Genomic DNA, 14,819 nt, shown 5'->3' with positions numbered 1-14,819 from the left:
CGGAGGCAAAGGTGTGACGTACGAAGCCGGGTAGTGGATCAGGGTCCGGCAAAACAGGGCAGACGGGACTGTCTGCCCCGCTCAAAACGGACGAGTCGTTCTCCTACTCCGCTTCGTACGTGACGTGCACCCTATGCGGGGGCTCACATCGGGGGCACGGTCATCTCACTGCGCGTTGCTTGAGCAATGCATTGTGTGAGGGGGGTACGGGGGCTCTCCTACGGCAGGAGGAGATGGACGTCCCCGAACTCGTGCCACAGGTAGCGCCCGCGCACCGCCTCCTCGTACCCGCGGTCGACCGCCGCACGTCCCGCCACTGCCTCCAGCATCAGCAGATGCGAGGCCTCCGGCTCGTGCAGCCCCGTCAGCAGCCCGTCCACCACCCGCACCCCGCGCTCCGGAGTGACGACCAGATCCGTCCACCCCTCGCGGGCCCGTACGACCCCGTCGGCACCCGCCGCCGACTCCACCGCCCGCACCGCTGTCGTCCCCACGGCCACGACCCGCCGGCCTCCCGCCCGCGCGGCGTCGATCAGCCGCGCCGAGGCCTCCGGCACGCGGAACCGCTCCGGATACGGCGGCTCGTGCACCTCCGCCGACGCCACGCCCGTGTGCAGCGTCACCGGCGCGAACTGCACCCCCCGGCTCACCAGCTCCGCCACCAGCCGCGCCGTGAAGGGCCGCGCGGCGCTCGGCATCTCCGCACTGCCCGTCCCGTCGGCGGACGGCAGCGCGAACACCGTCTGGTACACGGACAACGGCTGGTCCCGCTCCGTGTAGGAGTAGCGAATGGGCCGCCCGTGCTCCCGCAGGACCACCGGCACCTCCGCCCCGGCCACCCGCGCCCACCACAGCCGCTCCCCGCGGGCACTCAGCGGCTCCTCCAGCACCAGCCGACCGCCGCCCGGCAGCCGCACCTCCGTTCCCGCGAGCCGGCCTCCCTCCCGCGCCGCCTCTCCCACTCCTCCCGCACGCGCGCGCGTGGTGCCCCGCCCGTCCGGCTCCCGCAGCTCCACCGCCCACCGGCCGTCGTCGCCACGCGTGGAGAAGTGCACCACCACGTGTGCGTCCCGCACCCGCCCGTCCACGGCCGCGGCCAGCGTGGGCGACGTGTTCACGATCAGCAGGTCCCCGGACCGCAGCAGGCGCGGCAGCTCCGCGAACGAGTGGTGCGACACCTCCGTGCCCCGCGACACCAGCAGCCGCACGTCGTCCCGGCCCAGACCGGGCCCCCGCTGCTCGGCCGGCAGCCGGGCCGACAGCTCCTCGGGCACCCTGAGCGCGAGCGTCACCGCCGGCCCTCCAGCAGCGCGGGGGCCGCGTAGCGCCCGCTCGCCGGCCGCTCGTCCAGCAGCCGCAGCAGCGCCGGCACGACATCCGCCGGATCGGGCCGCGGATCGTCGTCGTCCGGTACGGCCGCCGCGTACAGGTCCGTCGCCATGTCCCCGGGATCGACCGCCCACACCCGCAGCCCCGGCTCCTCGGCGGCCAGCACCGCCGCCAGCTGGTCCAGGGCCGCCTTCGACGTCCCGTAACCGCCCCACGTCTCGTACGCCTCGGCGGCGGCGTCCGAGCTGACCGTGATCACCGCGCCCGCCGCGGCCGACCGCAGCAGCGGCAGCGCCTCCTGCACCAGGCCCAGCGCCGCCACCGTGTTCACCTCCAGCGCCCGGCGCAGCCCGTCCAGCGGCAGCTCCTCCAGCCGCACCAGCGGCTCCGCACCCAGCGCACTCGCGTTGCTGACCAGCAGATCCACCCCGCCCAGCCGCCACGCCGCCGCCACCAGCTCCGCCCGGTGCCCGGCGTCCGTGACATCCCCCGCCAGCGCCGTCACCCGGGTGCCGTACGACGCCAGCGCCGCCGCCGTCCCCTCCAGCGCCTCCGGCGTCCTCGCGTCGAGCACCAGGTGCCAGCCCCGCTCCGCCAGGCTTTCGGCGAGCGCCCGGCCCAGTCCCTTCGACGCCCCTGTGATGATCGCTACCGGCATGACCCGTCTCCTCCTCGTCGGCGCCTCCTGAACGGCGTGGCCTCAACCTAGGAACCGGCCCGCACCCACCGCCTCGGGCACCGGCCGCAACCGCGTGGGGCCCTTCGCCCTAGGCCCCACGGGCGGGACCCCGGCCCTAGGCCCGCCGACCTAGGGCCGGCGCCCCAGGAGACGACCGTCACAGGTCCCATCCGCGCTGTCAGGGCCCGCCGGTACCGTGAGGACATGAGTCACGGCCCCCGGACCGGCCTGGCCGCGGTGAGTTCCGCGCTGCTGGCCATGAGCAGGCACCTCGAGGTGCGCGACGTCCTCAAGACGATCGTCGCCTCGGCCCGCGAGCTGCTCGACGCCCAGTACGCGGCCCTCGGCGTCCCCGACGACCACGGCGGCTTCGCCCAGTTCGTGGTCGACGGCGTCAGTGACGAGCAGTGGAAGGCCATCGGCCCCCTGCCCCGCCAGCACGGCATCCTCGCCGCGATGCTGCACGAGGCCCGGCCCGAGCGCCTCGCCGACGTCCGCAAGGACCCCCGCTTCGAGGGCTGGCCGTCCGCCCACCCCGACCTGGCCGACTTCCTGGGCCTGCCCATCCGCGACGGCGACGAGGTCATCGGCGCGCTGTTCCTGGCGAACAAGCTGCTCCCCGCTGAGGGACACCCCGCACAGGGCCCGTGCCAGAAAAACCGGGCCGGCTGCGGCTTCACCGAGGAGGACGAGGAACTGCTCGGCATCCTCGCCCAGCACGCCGCGATCGCCCTCACCAACGCCCGCCTGTACGAGCGCAGCCGCGAGCTGACCATCGCCGAGGAACGCTCCCGGCTCGCCCACGAGCTGCACGACGCCGTCAGCCAGAAGCTGTTCTCGCTGCGCCTGACCGCGCAGGCCGCCGCCACCCTGGTCGACCGCGACCCCGCGCGCGCCAAGGGGGAACTCCAGCAGGTCGCCGCGCTCGCCGCGGAGGCCACCGACGAGTTGCGCGCGGCCGTCGTGGAACTGCGCCCCGCCGCCCTCGACGAGGACGGACTCGTCGCCACCCTCCGCACCCAGATCCAGGTCCTCGACCGTGCCCACACCGCGCGGGTGACCTTCGCCGGCCACGGCGTGAAGGCACTGCCCGCCGCGCAGGAGGAGGCCGTGCTGCGCGTCGCCCAGGAGGCGCTGCACAACGCACTGCGCCACTCCGGAGCGGACCACGTCGACGTGACGCTGACCCGGCGCGGCCCCGGAGCGGTGCTGCGGGTCACCGACGACGGCAGCGGCTTCGACCCGCGCACGGTGCGCCGCGCGGGACGCCACCTGGGCCTGGTCTCGATGCGGGACCGGGCGAACGGCGCGGGCGGCTCGCTGACCGTCGAGTCGGCGCCCGGCAAGGGCACCACGATCGAGATGGAGGTTCCCGGTGGCTGATGCGATCAAGGTGCTGCTCGTCGACGACCACCAGGTGGTCCGCCGGGGACTGCGCACGTTCCTGGAGGTGCAGGACGACATCGAGGTCGTCGGCGAGGCCGCCGCCGGTGCCGAAGGCGTCGAACGCGCCGAGCAGCTCCGGCCCGACGTGATCCTCATGGACGTCAAGATGCCGGGCATGGACGGCGTCGACGCGCTGCGCAGACTCCGCGAGCTCGACAACCCCGCGCGCGTACTGATCGTCACCAGCTTCACCGAGCAGCGCACGGTCGTCCCGGCCCTGAAGGCGGGCGCGGCGGGCTACGTGTACAAGGACATCGACCCGGACGCGCTGGCCGGCGCCATCCGCTCGGTGCACGCCGGGCACATCCTCCTCCAGCCCGAGATCGCGGGCGTCCTGCTCTCCCAGGAGGAGAGCGGCTCCGGCCAGGGAAGAGGGGGGTCCCTCACGGAGCGGGAGCGCGAGGTGCTGGGCCTGATAGCGGACGGCCGGTCCAACCGGGAGATCGCCCGTGCGCTGGTCCTCTCCGAGAAGACCGTGAAGACCCACGTCTCGAACATCCTGATGAAACTCGACCTCGCCGACCGCACCCAGGCCGCGCTGTGGGCCGTACGTCACGGTGTGACCGGCTGACCGGTACGCCGCGGCAACCCGGAGGGTTCCACTCCGGTCGGAGATTCATACCGTCGTGGGAATGTCACCCACATGGCGCATCCTTCTCCGCGCCCGGCCGTTCTCCAGTGCGTGCTGCGGCGAGTGCCGTGGCAATCACTAGGGAGGGTTTGGCACGTGAAGAACCTGAAGAAGGCAGCGGCCGTGACGATGGTGGCCGGCGGGCTGATCGCCGCCGGTGCGGGCATGGCCTCCGCCACCGACGGCTCCCACGCCCACGGCGAGGCCGTCGGCTCCCCGGGAGTCATCTCGGGCAACGTCGTCCAGGTCCCGGTCCACATCCCGGTCAACGCCGTCGGGAACAGCGTCAACGTCATCGGCCTGCTGAACCCGGCCTTCGGCAACCTGGGCCTCAACCGCTGACCCACCCCAGCCTCCCGGCCCCACCCGGGAGGCCCCCACACCCCTACCCTGCAGACAGCCGCACGGCGCCCCCACACCTACGCAGCCTGGGTAGACGCACCGCGCCCACCCCCCAGCCTGCGGGCAGTCGTGCCGCGCCCACCCCCCAGCCTGCGGGCAGTCGTGCCTCCCCCAGTGCCTGAACGGCCTGGGAGGTACCCCAAGGGGCGGCACGGGTGGGCGCAGGCGGCACCCCGTCAGCGCCGGGCCGCGCGACCCACCCCCGCCCCGCACCGACGCCGGGCACCCCCACCGAGGGACCTCACCGCCGCCGCTCCACCAAGGGACGTCACCGCTCCCGCAACTCCACAACGGAGTTGTACGCCGCGACCTGCGCCCGCCGAGCCGTCCGCTCCACCGGCCGCAACGCCTCCCCCCGCGCCGCCATCTCCGACGCGCTCACCGCACCCCCGTGCCCGTTCTCGTACGCCAGCGCCACCAACGCCCCCACCCGCTGTGCCAACTCCAGCACCCGCACGGCCCGCGGCGGATACCCCGGCGCCAGTACCTCCCGCCCCCGCTCCGCCCGCGTCCGGTACGCCGCGATCGCCGCCTCCGCCACCGGCCCCGACCCGGCGACGTCCAGCCGCGTCAGCACCTCCGTCGCGTCCCGCAGCACCTCCGCCAGCTCCCGCTCCGCCTCCCCGAGCGACGGCACGTCCGCCGGCGGAGCCTCCCGCACCGGCAGGCAGTGCCAGACCACCTCGACGTGCACATCACCCGAGGGCCCGGCCTCGTACACCTCCGGCACCAGCCCCAGCGCGGCACCGTGACAGACCACCGCCTCCTCGGCCTCCAGCGCCCGCGCGTTGAACTCCGGCGGCCCGCTCAGCCCCAGCGGATGCCCCGGCGCGGGCAGCGCGACCCGCAGCCCGGTCGCCCCGAGCGACCGCAACCGCCCGAGCGCCAGCGTGAGACCGACGGGCCCCGCCTCACCCGGCAGCCCCTCCACCCGATGCACCGCGTCCTCACCGACGATCGCGACCGCGGCGTCATCCGGCGAGACCATTCCGGCAATAAGGGCATTTCCCCAGGCGGCAAGGCGCCCTGCGCGTGGTTCCGAGAGCATGCCCCCACCCTAAGGACCGGACCGATGGAACAGCGAAGCCGACCGGTGGCGTAGATTTCCTGGAGGGCCTGCGCCCACCGGCGCGGCGGCCCGAGCCACAGGCGTACGCGACAGCCGAGACCGGCCACACTGCAAGGGGAGACACTGCGCTCATGAGCGATGTTCTGGAGCTTCAGGACGTATCCGTGGTCCGCGAGGGCCGGGCTCTGGTGGACCAGGTCTCCTGGTCGGTCAAGGAGGGCGAGCGCTGGGTCATCCTCGGCCCCAACGGCGCCGGCAAGACCACCCTCCTCAACGTCGCGTCCAGCTACCTCTACCCCAGCAAGGGAACCGCCACCATCCTCGGCGAGGCCCTCGGCAAGCCCGGCACCGACGTCTTCGAGCTGCGTCCGCGCATCGGCATGGCCGGCATCGCCATGGCCGACAAGCTGCCCAGGCGCCAGACCGTCCTGCAGACCGTGCTGACCGCCGCCTACGGCATGACCGCCGGCTGGCAGGAGGAGTACGAGGACATCGACGAGCAGCGTGCCCGCGCCTTCCTCGACCGCCTCGGCATGACCGAGTACCTGGACCGGAAGTTCGGCACCCTCTCCGAGGGCGAGCGCAAGCGCACCCTGATCGCCCGCGCCCTGATGACCGACCCCGAACTGCTGCTCCTGGACGAGCCGGCCGCCGGTCTCGACCTCGGTGGCCGCGAGGACCTCGTCCGCCGCCTCGGCCGCCTCGCCCGCGACCCCATCGCCCCCTCGATGATCATGGTCACCCACCACGTCGAGGAGATCGCGCCGGGCTTCACCCACGTCCTGATGATCCGCCAGGGCAAGGTCCTGGCCGCGGGCCCCCTCGAACTCGAACTCACCTCCCGCAACCTGTCCCTCTGCTTCGGCCTCCCGCTCGTCGTGGAGCAGGTCGGCGACCGCTGGACCGCACAGGGACTCCCGCTGTCCTGACCGCCCCCCGTGCGCCCTGTCCCCGGCACGTGTCACGGACCTACCATGACCACGTGAACGACATCGACGCATGGGTGTGGTGGCTCGTCGCCGCGGCAGCGCTCGGAATCCCGCTCGTCGTGACCGCGATGCCGGAGTTCGGGATGCTCGCCGTCGGCGCGGTCGCGGCCGCCGTCGCCTCCGGCGTCGGGGCCGACCTCGTCGTCCAGGTACTCGTCTTCGTCATCGTCTCGGTCGCCCTCATCGCCGTCGTACGGCCCATCGCCGCCCGGCACCGCTCCCAACGGCCCCAACTCGCCACGGGCGTCGACGCCCTGAAGGGCAGACAGGCCGTCGTGCTGGAGCGGGTCGACGGCAACGGCGGACGGATCAAACTCGCCGGCGAGGTCTGGTCGGCACGCGCACTCGACACCGGCCGGGCCTACGAGGCGGGGCAGGAAGTGGACGTCGTGGACATCGAGGGGGCCACGGCGATCATCATGTGACCGGCACGGCGCAAGTGGCCCGAACGTGCCCCGGGGCATGCGACGGTCTGTCAGACTCGACCAGCAAGATCCTCAGGCGGAGAAGGGTACGCGGAGCCACGATGCAACCGGTCATCATCGTCCTGATCATCCTGGTGGTGTTGGTCTTCATCGCCCTGATCAAGACCATCCAGGTCATCCCACAGGCCAGTGCCGCCATCGTCGAGCGCTTCGGCCGCTACACGCGGACGCTGAACGCGGGCCTCAACATCGTCGTCCCGTTCATCGACACCATCCGCAACCGCATCGACCTGCGCGAACAGGTCGTCCCCTTCCCGCCGCAGCCGGTCATCACCCAGGACAACCTGGTCGTCAACATCGACACCGTCATCTACTACCAGGTGACCGACGCCCGCGCCGCCACCTACGAAGTCGCCAGCTACATCCAGGCGATCGAGCAGCTCACCGTCACCACCCTGCGCAACATCATCGGCGGCATGGACCTCGAGCGGACCCTGACCTCCCGTGAGGAGATCAACGCGGCCCTGCGCGGTGTCCTCGACGAGGCCACCGGCAAGTGGGGCATCCGCGTCAACCGCGTGGAGCTCAAGGCCATCGAACCGCCCACCTCCATCCAGGACTCGATGGAGAAGCAGATGCGCGCCGACCGCGACAAGCGCGCCGCGATCCTCCAGGCCGAGGGTGTCCGGCAGTCCGAGATCCTGCGCGCGGAGGGCGAGAAGCAGTCCCAGATCCTGCGCGCCGAGGGCGAGGCCAAGGCCGCAGCCCTGCGCGCCGAGGGCGAGGCCCAGGCCGTCCGCACGGTTTTCGAGGCGATCCACGCGGGCGACCCGGACCAGAAGCTGCTCTCCTACCAGTACCTGCAGATGCTCCCGAAGATCGCCGAGGGCGACGCCAACAAGCTCTGGATCGTCCCGAGCGAGATCGGCGACGCCCTCAAGGGCCTGTCCGGCGCGATGGGCAACTTCGGCGGTCTGGGCGGCGGTTCAGGCAGCGGCGGCAACACCGCGGGCACCTCGGTCCCGGCCCAGGAGCGCCGCGAGAAGCCGTCGATCGACTGACGGCGCCCACCCGCGCCCCGAAGGGGCGCGGGGCCGCGTCGATATGCGGCTCCGCCGCGTGGGCGCGACCAGCCACGACGAACCGGCGGTCGGCGACGCACATCAGCTCCTACGGCGAAGCCCTCACGCGGCGTCCATCACCAGCCACTCCGGCAGCGCCTCAAGGTCGTCCCGGGCCAGCGCCAGCAACATCGCGTCGGCCGGCGTCGGCTCGAACGGCGCCCGCAGCAGTGGCATGCCCGCCTGCTCCGGCGTCCGGTTCGCCTTGCGGTGATTGTCCTCCGCGCAGGACGCCACCGTGTTCAGCCAGGTGTCCTGCCCGCCGTGCGACCTCGGCACCACGTGGTCCACGGTCGTCGCCCTCCGGCCGCAGTACGCGCACCGGTGCCGGTCCCGGACCAGCACGCCCCGCCTCGACCACGGTGCACGTCTTCGGAAGGGCACCCGCACGTACTGGCACAGCCTGATCACCCGGGGTGCCGGTATGTCGAGCGCTGCTCCGCGCATCCGCAGTTCGGGGTGGGCCTGCTCGACGACGGCCTTGTCCTGGAGCACCAGAACGACGGCTCGATTCAGCGTCACCGTCGACAGCGGCTCGAAGCTCGCGTTCAGCACCAGCGTGTCCCGCATACCAGCCCACCTCCCGTGTGCACCGGCCCACCCCCTGGCGGGCTGGGATCAACTCTGGCCGGGCACGCCGGGATGGACAACGCAATATCCGCCGCTCACCACGAGGGCCGTTCCCGCGTCCCTCCAAGGCCCCCGGCAAACAAAAATGCCCGCCCCTGATCAATTCCAAGACCAGGGACGGGCAAACGTTCCAAGAACGCTCGGTTGCTCAGCTTCCGGCGGGCACCTCGTACTCACCGACGAGCTGGGCACGCCCGATCGTGTGGAACCGCAGGTTGAAGCCCACGGCGGCGGGCGTCGTGTCGGCGTCCGGGCCGAGCTTCTCCTCGTCCACGGCGTACACCGTGAAGACGTACCGGTGGGGGCCGTCCCCGGGGGGCGGCGCGGCGCCGCCGAAGTCCTTGCTGCCGTAGTCGTTGCGCGCCTGTACGGCACCCTTCGGCAGGCCCTCGAAGGCGCCGCTGCCCGCACCCGCGGGCAGCTCGGTCACCGAGGCCGGGATGTCGAACACCACCCAGTGCCAGAAGCCGCTGCCCGTCGGGGCGTCCGGGTCGTAGCACGTCACGGCGAAGCTCTTGGTCTCGGCGGGGAAGCCTTCCCACCGCAGGTGCGGAGAAGTGTTCCCGGCCGCGTGGACCTGAGCGTCCTTGAGCGTTGCCCCCTCCTGGACGTCGTCGCTCGTGACCGTGAACGCCGGCACGGGCGGGTGGAAGTCATGGGGGAGCGGACGCCGCTTGAGCTCGGTCACCTCGGTACCTCCTGATCGTTCGGTGCAGAGATCACCGAGCCTAGAACCACTAGAACCAGTTCCGCTTGCTGCCGACCTCGGAGAGCCACTGGTTGAGGTACGCCGCCCAGTCGGTCCCCTGGTAGTCGTTGAGCCCCACCTTGAAGGACCGGAACGTGTCGCTGCCCTCGCTGAACAGACCCGGCTTCTTGTCCATCTCCAGCACGACGTCCATCGCCTGGGAGTCGGCGACGAAGCTCAGCTCGACCTGGTTCAGCCCGCGGTACTGCTGCGGCGGGAAGAACTCGATCTCCTGGTAGAACGGCAGCTGCTGCCGGGTGCCCCGGATGTGACCGCGCTCCATGTCCGCGCTCTTGAAGCGGAAGCCCAGCTGGATGAACGCGTCCAGGATCGCCTTCTGCGCCGGCAGCGGATGCACGTTGATCGCGTCCAGGTCACCGGAGTCCACGGCCCGAGCGATCTCCAGCTCGGTCGTGACCCCGATGTTCATCCCGCGCAGCGCCTGCCCGTCGATCATCGTGACCGGCGTCTCCCACGGGATCTCCAGCCCGAACGGCACCGCGTGCACCGCATTCGCCTTCAGCTCGAAGGCACCACCGAGTCGCACCTTCGTGAATTCGATGTCCTGCTTGTACTCCTGGTCGCCGCTCTCCACCTCGACCTTGGCCTGCAGACCGACCGACAGACCCTCGATCTGCTGGTCGACCGAACCGCCCTGGATCCGCACCTCACCCTGGACGACACCGCCCGGAACGACGTTGACCTCACTCAGCACGGTCTCCACCGAAGCACCGCCGGCCCCCAGGCTCGCGAGCAGCTTCTTGAACGCCATGTCTCTCCCTCTCCAGGCTGTGTGTGAACCCTTGATCCCTAGAAACGCGATCCGGCCGCGACCGGTTCCGCGCCCCTCACCCTGACAAGCCGGGCGCCCGCTGACCACCCCTGCGAACCCACCCACCTGCGTTACGCTCGGACGGCATGATCGCGAGCCCCGACCGTACGCCCCTGCCCCGGGAATTCTTCGACCGCCCCATCCTCGACGTGGCCCCCGACCTCCTGGGACGCATCCTTCTGCGGAACACCCCGGACGGTCCGATCGCCCTCCGCCTGACAGAGGTGGAGGCCTACGACGGCCAGAACGACCCCGGCTCGCACGCCTACCGAGGCCGAACGCCCCGCAACGACGTGATGTTCGGTCCCCCCGGACACGTCTACGTCTACTTCACCTATGGCATGTCAAGGCGGTCGGCATGAACGTCGACGTCCTCGCTCATCCTGCCGAAGAGGTCGCCCCCAGGCTGCTCGGGAGCGTCCTCACCTGCAAGACTCCCGAGGGAACCGTGAGCATCGCCATCACGGAGACCGAGGCGTACTCCGGTACGGCTGACCCCGCCTCCCATGCCTACCGAGGCCGGACACCCCGTAACGCCGTCATGTTCGGACCCGCAGGACACCTGTACGTCTACCGGTCCCACGGTCTCCACTGGTGCGCCAACGTCGTCACGGGGACGGCCGGCATCGCCTCGGCCGTCCTCATCAGGGCAGGCAGGGTCATCGAGGGGGAAAACCTGGCACGCGAACGGCGAGGCGAGAAGGTCGAGAGTCCACGCCTTGCCCGAGGGCCGGGGAACTTCTGCCAGGCACTCGGCATCACGGGAGAGCACAACGGCGCAGACCTCCTGGCAGGTGCCTCGGTCATGTTGTCCGAGGGCGAGTCTGCACCTGCCGCGCTCATCCAGGTTGGTCCCAGGGTGGGCGTGAGCAAGGCCCACGACTGGCAGCACCGGTTCTACCTTGCCGGTGATCCGACGGTCTCGGCGTACCGACTGAGTCCGAGAGCCAAACCGTCCGCCGGAGCCTGAGCCGCTGTGCGCCTCGCTCACGGCTCGGCGCCGAGTCGGGTCAGGAGATGCGTGATCGTTCGCGAGCGCGGCGCGTGACGCGTTCCTGGCCGGTCGGGTGACCGTCGACGAGCGCCAACTCCGACCTGCGGGGGATTTTGTGTGACTGGGCACTCCGGTTGGCATTTGAGCAGCCGAGTTGGGATCTTGTCCCTACCTGGTGCACCCAAAGCAACAGACACAGATCTGGGTCGGGCAGACGTAGGGGGGCGGATGAGCGCAGATGTGGAGCGGGAGCGCTGGGAGCTGCGAACCGGAGAAGGTGTGGGGCCGCTGAAGTTCGGGATGTCTCCAGCCGAGGTCGCCGACGCACTGCTGGTCTCTGGGCCTCTGGTACGCGTCGGCGGTCCGTACGACCAGGAAGACTTCCCGGGCGGGGTGAAGGCGTTCTACGACGCTGGCAAGCTCGCATGCGTTGCGCTGGATGCAGTCACCGGTCCGCCGGTCTTCCTGGCCGGCTTCCCGTTGGCAGGGAGCGATCCGGTGCAGGGCCATCAGTTTCTGTTGGACCACGCTGCGGAGCATGGGAACTGGATCCTTTACACCCCTGACGAGTCACTTTCCCTGACCGATCTCGGACTTCTTCTGCGTTCGCAGCGGGTCGGGAACGTGCGCCTTACACGTCCACTCTTCGTCAAGGAGGAGTGGCTGGAGTCGCAGTACTTCCGAGACCACCTTCCGCTGGAGGGTGGCCCCAGGCTGAGCGCTCTATCTGGCGAGAGGTGACGAGAGGGCTAGGACTCATGCACTCGACGTCGACCGCTCGGCCCGATCAGGCCCTCTGAGTTGCACGAACTGGGGAGCGAGAGGGGCGCGCTTCCTCGGCGGGCATGGCGAAGGGCCCCGCCCGACACTCTTCGGCAGGGCCCGTGCTCACCGAGCGCCGACAGCCGGCTCGGCGTTCCGCAGTCGGATCTCAAGGGTTCCGGAACGTGATCCGGCAGTGCTCGCCCTTGAAGGACCGAACCCCACGACCGCGCGGCATCAGTTCGACTCGCTCGCAGACCTGCATGACGACGGTCCGCACGTAGTCGATGCGGTCGGGGTCCTCGTAGTCCAGTTCCTCCCACAGGTACTCGACGTCACCCAGGTCGACGCGTACCCGCTTCGCTGCCAGGTCTGCCAGCTCGGCCCGGATTTTGGTCAGGTCGGCGTCACACCTGCCGATGCCCGTCCGCAGGGTCGACGCGTCGATGTCTCCTGCGGCGAACATCTCCGCCAGGGCGGTGCGCCTCTCGGATGCGGCAGTCTCCTCGGCCAGCAGTCCGGCCTCTCGCTCCTCGTCTGCGTTATCCGTGGCCGGTGACGCGTTCCACTCTTCGGCCTTGTCGATGACCTTCCGGATCACGAAGGAGTCAAGAGCGTCTGCCGGACAGGTAATGCACCGGCCACCTGAACAGGTGTAGATGCGGTACCGCTCGCCTGCCGCGTTCTTCCTGCTCCACCCCTGAGTGGCGACGGCCTGACACTTCGAGCAGCGGACGACGCCGGACAACAGGGCCTTGCGCTTGCCGCCGCCGCCCGTGTTGCGCTCGGGATCGCTCAGATGGCGGACCAGAGCCCGGAACATGCCCTCGGAGACGATTGCCTCCCAGTTGCCGTCGCCGGTCTCCTCGGTCAGCCGCACGCGCTTCCCGTCCGGCTTCTCGACCCACTGCGAGTACGTCTGGATTCCCGCGTTCCTCGGCTTCAAGAGGACGCTTCGAAGGTTCGAGCTGCGCCACTCCTTACCGTGAGGCGAGAGCAGTCCACGTGTGTTCCAGTCCTTCGCGATGGACCAGAGGGTGACGCCGGCCAGGACATCCCGGTACGCCTGCCGCAGGGCTTCCGCCTCTGCTTCCCGGTGTCTGCCGTCCCGCTCGAAGCCGAAGGGGCGAGTACTCCAGAAGGGCCTCCCCGACTCCCTGCGCCGCTGGTGTCCGAGCACCTGACGCTCGACTCGCATCTCGGTCTCGTTGCGAGCCACCACAGCGCCGATCCGAGCAGCGAGACGGCCGGACGGGGTGGACAGGTCGAGCACTCCCTGCGCCTGTGCGGCGGCCAGCGTGACGCCGGTCGCCTCGGCCAGGTCCACCAGATCCTCAAGGTCCCAGGGGGTTCGGTACATACGGTCGTAGTGGCGGGACACGATGGCGTCTGCCTTGCCGTCCTCCACCAGAGCCTTGACGCGCTCCCACTCGGCGCTCCGCTTGGTTCCCCGCTTTGTCGAAGCCGACGTGTCCTTCTCAACGATCGTGGCTACGACCGACCAGCCTTTCCGGTCGCACAGCGCCTGACTCAGCTCGACCTGTTGTGTCAGGTTCCCGCCCTTGGACTCCTCGCCCCTCGGAGTGGGGCTGAGTCTGGCGTAGATGATCGCTCGCACTGCCTGGCTCCTGCTTGGTCGCTTGCGGATGATGCCGGACCAACGACATACATGCCTAGTGAGTTACCTACGCATGTGGTTCTGCTTGAACCTGGTCTGCGGGCCCGAAGGCAGGGCGAGCGCCGCGCTGCTCCGCGCCGGCGAGATCATCGAGGGCGCCGAGCTGGCCCGCAGCCGACGGCTCTCGGCCCGCAACGACAAGGAACTGGCCAAAGGCCCGGCCCGCCTGGCCACCGCCCTCGGTGTGGACCGCGCCCTGAACGGCACGGACGTGTGCACCGCCGAGGACACCCCGCTGCGCGTCCTGACCGGCGCCCCGTGCCCCGCGGCCAGGTACGCAACGGCCCGCGCACCGGCGTGGCCGGCGAGGGCGGCGTCCACCCCTGGCGTTACTGGGTCGGCGACGACCCGACGGTCAGCCCGTACCGGGCCCACGTGCCCCGGCGCCGCCGAAGTTGACTCGCCTCGACGAGGCGCGTAACGTGGCCCGAGCCGCTGAACCGGGTACGGCGATCGCCTGCAGCCGGAGCGGCCAACCCACTACAACGATTCCTCTCGCGAGGCGGATTTTGGCGTGTCGTCATGCCCGAATTCGCACTCACCGGCTCGATTATGAGCCGGCAGGGAAATCGGCTAACGTAGTGAATGTCGAAAGGCCGACGAGCGAAAGCTCGAAAGCTCGACAACCCCCTCTGACGGGGAATCGGAGCCCGAAAGGATCTGATAGAGTCGGAACCGCCGGAAAGGGAAACGCGAAAGCGGGAACCTGGAAAGCACCGAGGAAATCGGATCGGAAAAGGATCTGATAGAGTCGGAAACGCAAGACCGAAGGGAAGCGCCCGGAGGAAAGCCCGAGAGGGTGAGTACAAAGGAAACGTCCGTTCCTTGAGAACTCAACAGCGTGCCAAAAGTCAACGCCAGATATGTTGATACCCCGTCTCCGGCCATCAGGCTGGGACGAGGTTCCTTTGAAAAAACACAGCGAGGACGCTGTGAACGGTTGGACCTATTCCGTCCGACTGTTCCGCTCTCGTGGTGTGCACCGGATTACCGGTAAACATTCACGGAGAGTTTGATCCTGGCTCAGGACGAACGCTGGCGGCGTGCTTAACACATGCAAGTCGAACGATGAACCACTTCGGTG

15 protein-coding genes, 1 rRNA gene and 2 pseudogenes are annotated in these 14,819 nt (G+C 70.1%); 11 read left to right on the top strand and 7 right to left on the bottom strand.

Features of this window, described 5'->3' with window-relative positions; genetic code table 11:
- Positions 1-218 precede the first annotated feature (218 nt).
- Complete coding sequence (locus ACGF3H_RS00090; protein WP_362493741.1) at positions 219-1,292, bottom strand: S-adenosylmethionine:tRNA ribosyltransferase-isomerase; 1,074 nt, start codon at positions 1,290-1,292, stop codon at positions 219-221.
- Entirely contained in the window at positions 1,289-1,987 is a 699-nt protein-coding gene (locus ACGF3H_RS00085) for an SDR family oxidoreductase (protein WP_362493739.1), read from the bottom strand. The genes ACGF3H_RS00090 and ACGF3H_RS00085 overlap by 4 nt, the downstream gene beginning before the upstream one ends.
- 225 nt (positions 1,988-2,212) lie before the next feature.
- Between ACGF3H_RS00085 and ACGF3H_RS00080 the strand changes: the two genes are divergently transcribed.
- The 3 genes from ACGF3H_RS00080 to chpE all read left to right on the top strand — a co-directional run bounded on the left by ACGF3H_RS00080 (position 2,213) and on the right by chpE (position 4,427).
- Positions 2,213-3,391: a GAF domain-containing sensor histidine kinase gene (locus ACGF3H_RS00080; protein ID WP_362493736.1), complete on the top strand. Its 1,179-nt coding sequence runs from the start codon at positions 2,213-2,215 to the stop codon at positions 3,389-3,391.
- The gene (locus ACGF3H_RS00075) at positions 3,384-4,025 is read left to right on the top strand and encodes a response regulator transcription factor (protein ID WP_362493734.1); all 642 of its coding nucleotides are present in this window, start codon (positions 3,384-3,386) and stop codon (positions 4,023-4,025) included. The genes ACGF3H_RS00080 and ACGF3H_RS00075 overlap by 8 nt, the downstream gene beginning before the upstream one ends.
- 156 nt (positions 4,026-4,181) lie before the next feature.
- Positions 4,182-4,427: a chaplin ChpE gene (gene chpE, locus ACGF3H_RS00070; RefSeq protein WP_362493732.1), complete on the top strand. Its 246-nt coding sequence runs from the start codon at positions 4,182-4,184 to the stop codon at positions 4,425-4,427.
- Positions 4,428-4,755: 328 nt separating this feature from the next.
- Here chpE and ACGF3H_RS00065 read toward each other — a convergent pair whose 3' ends face one another.
- Complete coding sequence (locus tag ACGF3H_RS00065) at positions 4,756-5,535, bottom strand: hypothetical protein (protein WP_362493729.1); 780 nt, start codon at positions 5,533-5,535, stop codon at positions 4,756-4,758.
- 152 nt (positions 5,536-5,687) lie between these two features.
- On the opposite strand from ACGF3H_RS00065, the gene ACGF3H_RS00060 reads away from it, so the two are divergent.
- The 3 genes from ACGF3H_RS00060 to ACGF3H_RS00050 all read left to right on the top strand — a co-directional run bounded on the left by ACGF3H_RS00060 (position 5,688) and on the right by ACGF3H_RS00050 (position 8,031).
- Positions 5,688-6,485 carry an ABC transporter ATP-binding protein gene (locus ACGF3H_RS00060; protein WP_362493727.1) on the top strand — a complete coding sequence of 266 codons (798 nt, stop codon included), beginning with the start codon at positions 5,688-5,690 and terminating at the stop codon, positions 6,483-6,485.
- 53 nt (positions 6,486-6,538) lie between these two features.
- A complete protein-coding gene (locus ACGF3H_RS00055; RefSeq protein WP_189228524.1) occupies positions 6,539-6,970 on the top strand; it encodes an NfeD family protein in 432 nt (143 codons plus the stop codon).
- A gap of 101 nt (positions 6,971-7,071) precedes the next feature.
- A complete protein-coding gene (locus tag ACGF3H_RS00050; RefSeq protein WP_362493723.1) occupies positions 7,072-8,031 on the top strand; it encodes an SPFH domain-containing protein in 960 nt (319 codons plus the stop codon).
- Positions 8,032-8,154: 123 nt separating this feature from the next.
- Here ACGF3H_RS00050 and ACGF3H_RS00045 read toward each other — a convergent pair whose 3' ends face one another.
- The 3 genes from ACGF3H_RS00045 to ACGF3H_RS00035 all read right to left on the bottom strand — a co-directional run bounded on the left by ACGF3H_RS00045 (position 8,155) and on the right by ACGF3H_RS00035 (position 10,241).
- Positions 8,155-8,661 (bottom strand): HNH endonuclease, encoded by a 507-nt coding sequence (locus ACGF3H_RS00045; RefSeq protein WP_362493720.1) that lies wholly within the window; start codon positions 8,659-8,661, stop codon positions 8,155-8,157.
- A 208-nt stretch (positions 8,662-8,869) separates the two neighbouring features.
- Positions 8,870-9,409 (bottom strand): YbhB/YbcL family Raf kinase inhibitor-like protein, encoded by a 540-nt coding sequence (locus ACGF3H_RS00040; RefSeq protein WP_362493717.1) that lies wholly within the window; start codon positions 9,407-9,409, stop codon positions 8,870-8,872.
- Between the two features lie 49 nt (positions 9,410-9,458).
- The gene (locus ACGF3H_RS00035) at positions 9,459-10,241 is read right to left on the bottom strand and encodes a sporulation protein (RefSeq protein WP_362493714.1); all 783 of its coding nucleotides are present in this window, start codon (positions 10,239-10,241) and stop codon (positions 9,459-9,461) included.
- Positions 10,242-10,387: 146 nt separating this feature from the next.
- Between ACGF3H_RS00035 and ACGF3H_RS00030 the strand changes: the two are divergent.
- From ACGF3H_RS00030 to ACGF3H_RS00020, 3 genes and pseudogenes are all read left to right on the top strand, one after another.
- Positions 10,388-10,647: pseudogene (locus ACGF3H_RS00030) on the top strand (DNA-3-methyladenine glycosylase); the annotation flags it as partial.
- Between the two features lie 12 nt (positions 10,648-10,659).
- A complete protein-coding gene (locus tag ACGF3H_RS00025) occupies positions 10,660-11,271 on the top strand; it encodes a DNA-3-methyladenine glycosylase (RefSeq protein WP_362493711.1) in 612 nt (203 codons plus the stop codon).
- A gap of 252 nt (positions 11,272-11,523) precedes the next feature.
- Complete coding sequence (locus ACGF3H_RS00020) at positions 11,524-12,036, top strand: hypothetical protein (RefSeq protein WP_362493709.1); 513 nt, start codon at positions 11,524-11,526, stop codon at positions 12,034-12,036.
- Positions 12,037-12,226: 190 nt separating this feature from the next.
- On the opposite strand, the gene ACGF3H_RS00015 is transcribed toward ACGF3H_RS00020, so the two are convergent.
- On the bottom strand, positions 12,227-13,675 hold the full coding sequence (locus tag ACGF3H_RS00015; protein ID WP_362493706.1) for a recombinase family protein: 1,449 nt from the start codon (positions 13,673-13,675) through the stop codon (positions 12,227-12,229).
- 73 nt (positions 13,676-13,748) lie between these two features.
- On the opposite strand from ACGF3H_RS00015, the pseudogene ACGF3H_RS00010 reads away from it, so the two are divergent.
- Both ACGF3H_RS00010 and ACGF3H_RS00005 read left to right on the top strand, forming a co-directional pair.
- Positions 13,749-14,134 (top strand): annotated as a pseudogene (locus tag ACGF3H_RS00010) (DNA-3-methyladenine glycosylase); the annotation flags it as partial.
- 601 nt (positions 14,135-14,735) lie between these two features.
- Positions 14,736-14,819: ribosomal RNA gene (locus ACGF3H_RS00005) — 16S ribosomal RNA — on the top strand; the annotation flags it as partial.

Source organism: Streptomyces sp. NPDC048185, from assembly GCF_043202495.1.
In the GTDB taxonomy this organism is placed as follows: Bacteria; Actinomycetota; Actinomycetes; order Streptomycetales; family Streptomycetaceae; genus Streptomyces.
Note: the sequence above shows the minus strand (reverse complement) of the source record. Positions and strands in the feature narration are given on the sequence as shown.

Excerpts from the sequence above, each read along its gene's own strand:
- ACGF3H_RS00085 (WP_362493739.1), bottom strand. The coding sequence starts at position 1,987 with ATGCCGGTAGCGATCATCACAGGGGCGTCGAAGGGACTGGGCCGGGCG.
- ACGF3H_RS00080 (WP_362493736.1), top strand. The coding sequence starts at position 2,213 with ATGAGTCACGGCCCCCGGACCGGCCTGGCCGCGGTGAGTTCCGCGCTG.
- ACGF3H_RS00065 (WP_362493729.1), bottom strand. The coding sequence starts at position 5,535 with ATGCTCTCGGAACCACGCGCAGGGCGCCTTGCCGCCTGGGGAAATGCC.
- ACGF3H_RS00060 (WP_362493727.1), top strand. The coding sequence starts at position 5,688 with ATGAGCGATGTTCTGGAGCTTCAGGACGTATCCGTGGTCCGCGAGGGC.
- ACGF3H_RS00050 (WP_362493723.1), top strand. The coding sequence starts at position 7,072 with ATGCAACCGGTCATCATCGTCCTGATCATCCTGGTGGTGTTGGTCTTC.
- ACGF3H_RS00045 (WP_362493720.1), bottom strand. The coding sequence starts at position 8,661 with ATGCGGGACACGCTGGTGCTGAACGCGAGCTTCGAGCCGCTGTCGACG.
- ACGF3H_RS00035 (WP_362493714.1), bottom strand. The coding sequence starts at position 10,241 with ATGGCGTTCAAGAAGCTGCTCGCGAGCCTGGGGGCCGGCGGTGCTTCG.
- ACGF3H_RS00025 (WP_362493711.1), top strand. The coding sequence starts at position 10,660 with ATGAACGTCGACGTCCTCGCTCATCCTGCCGAAGAGGTCGCCCCCAGG.
- ACGF3H_RS00020 (WP_362493709.1), top strand. The coding sequence starts at position 11,524 with ATGAGCGCAGATGTGGAGCGGGAGCGCTGGGAGCTGCGAACCGGAGAA.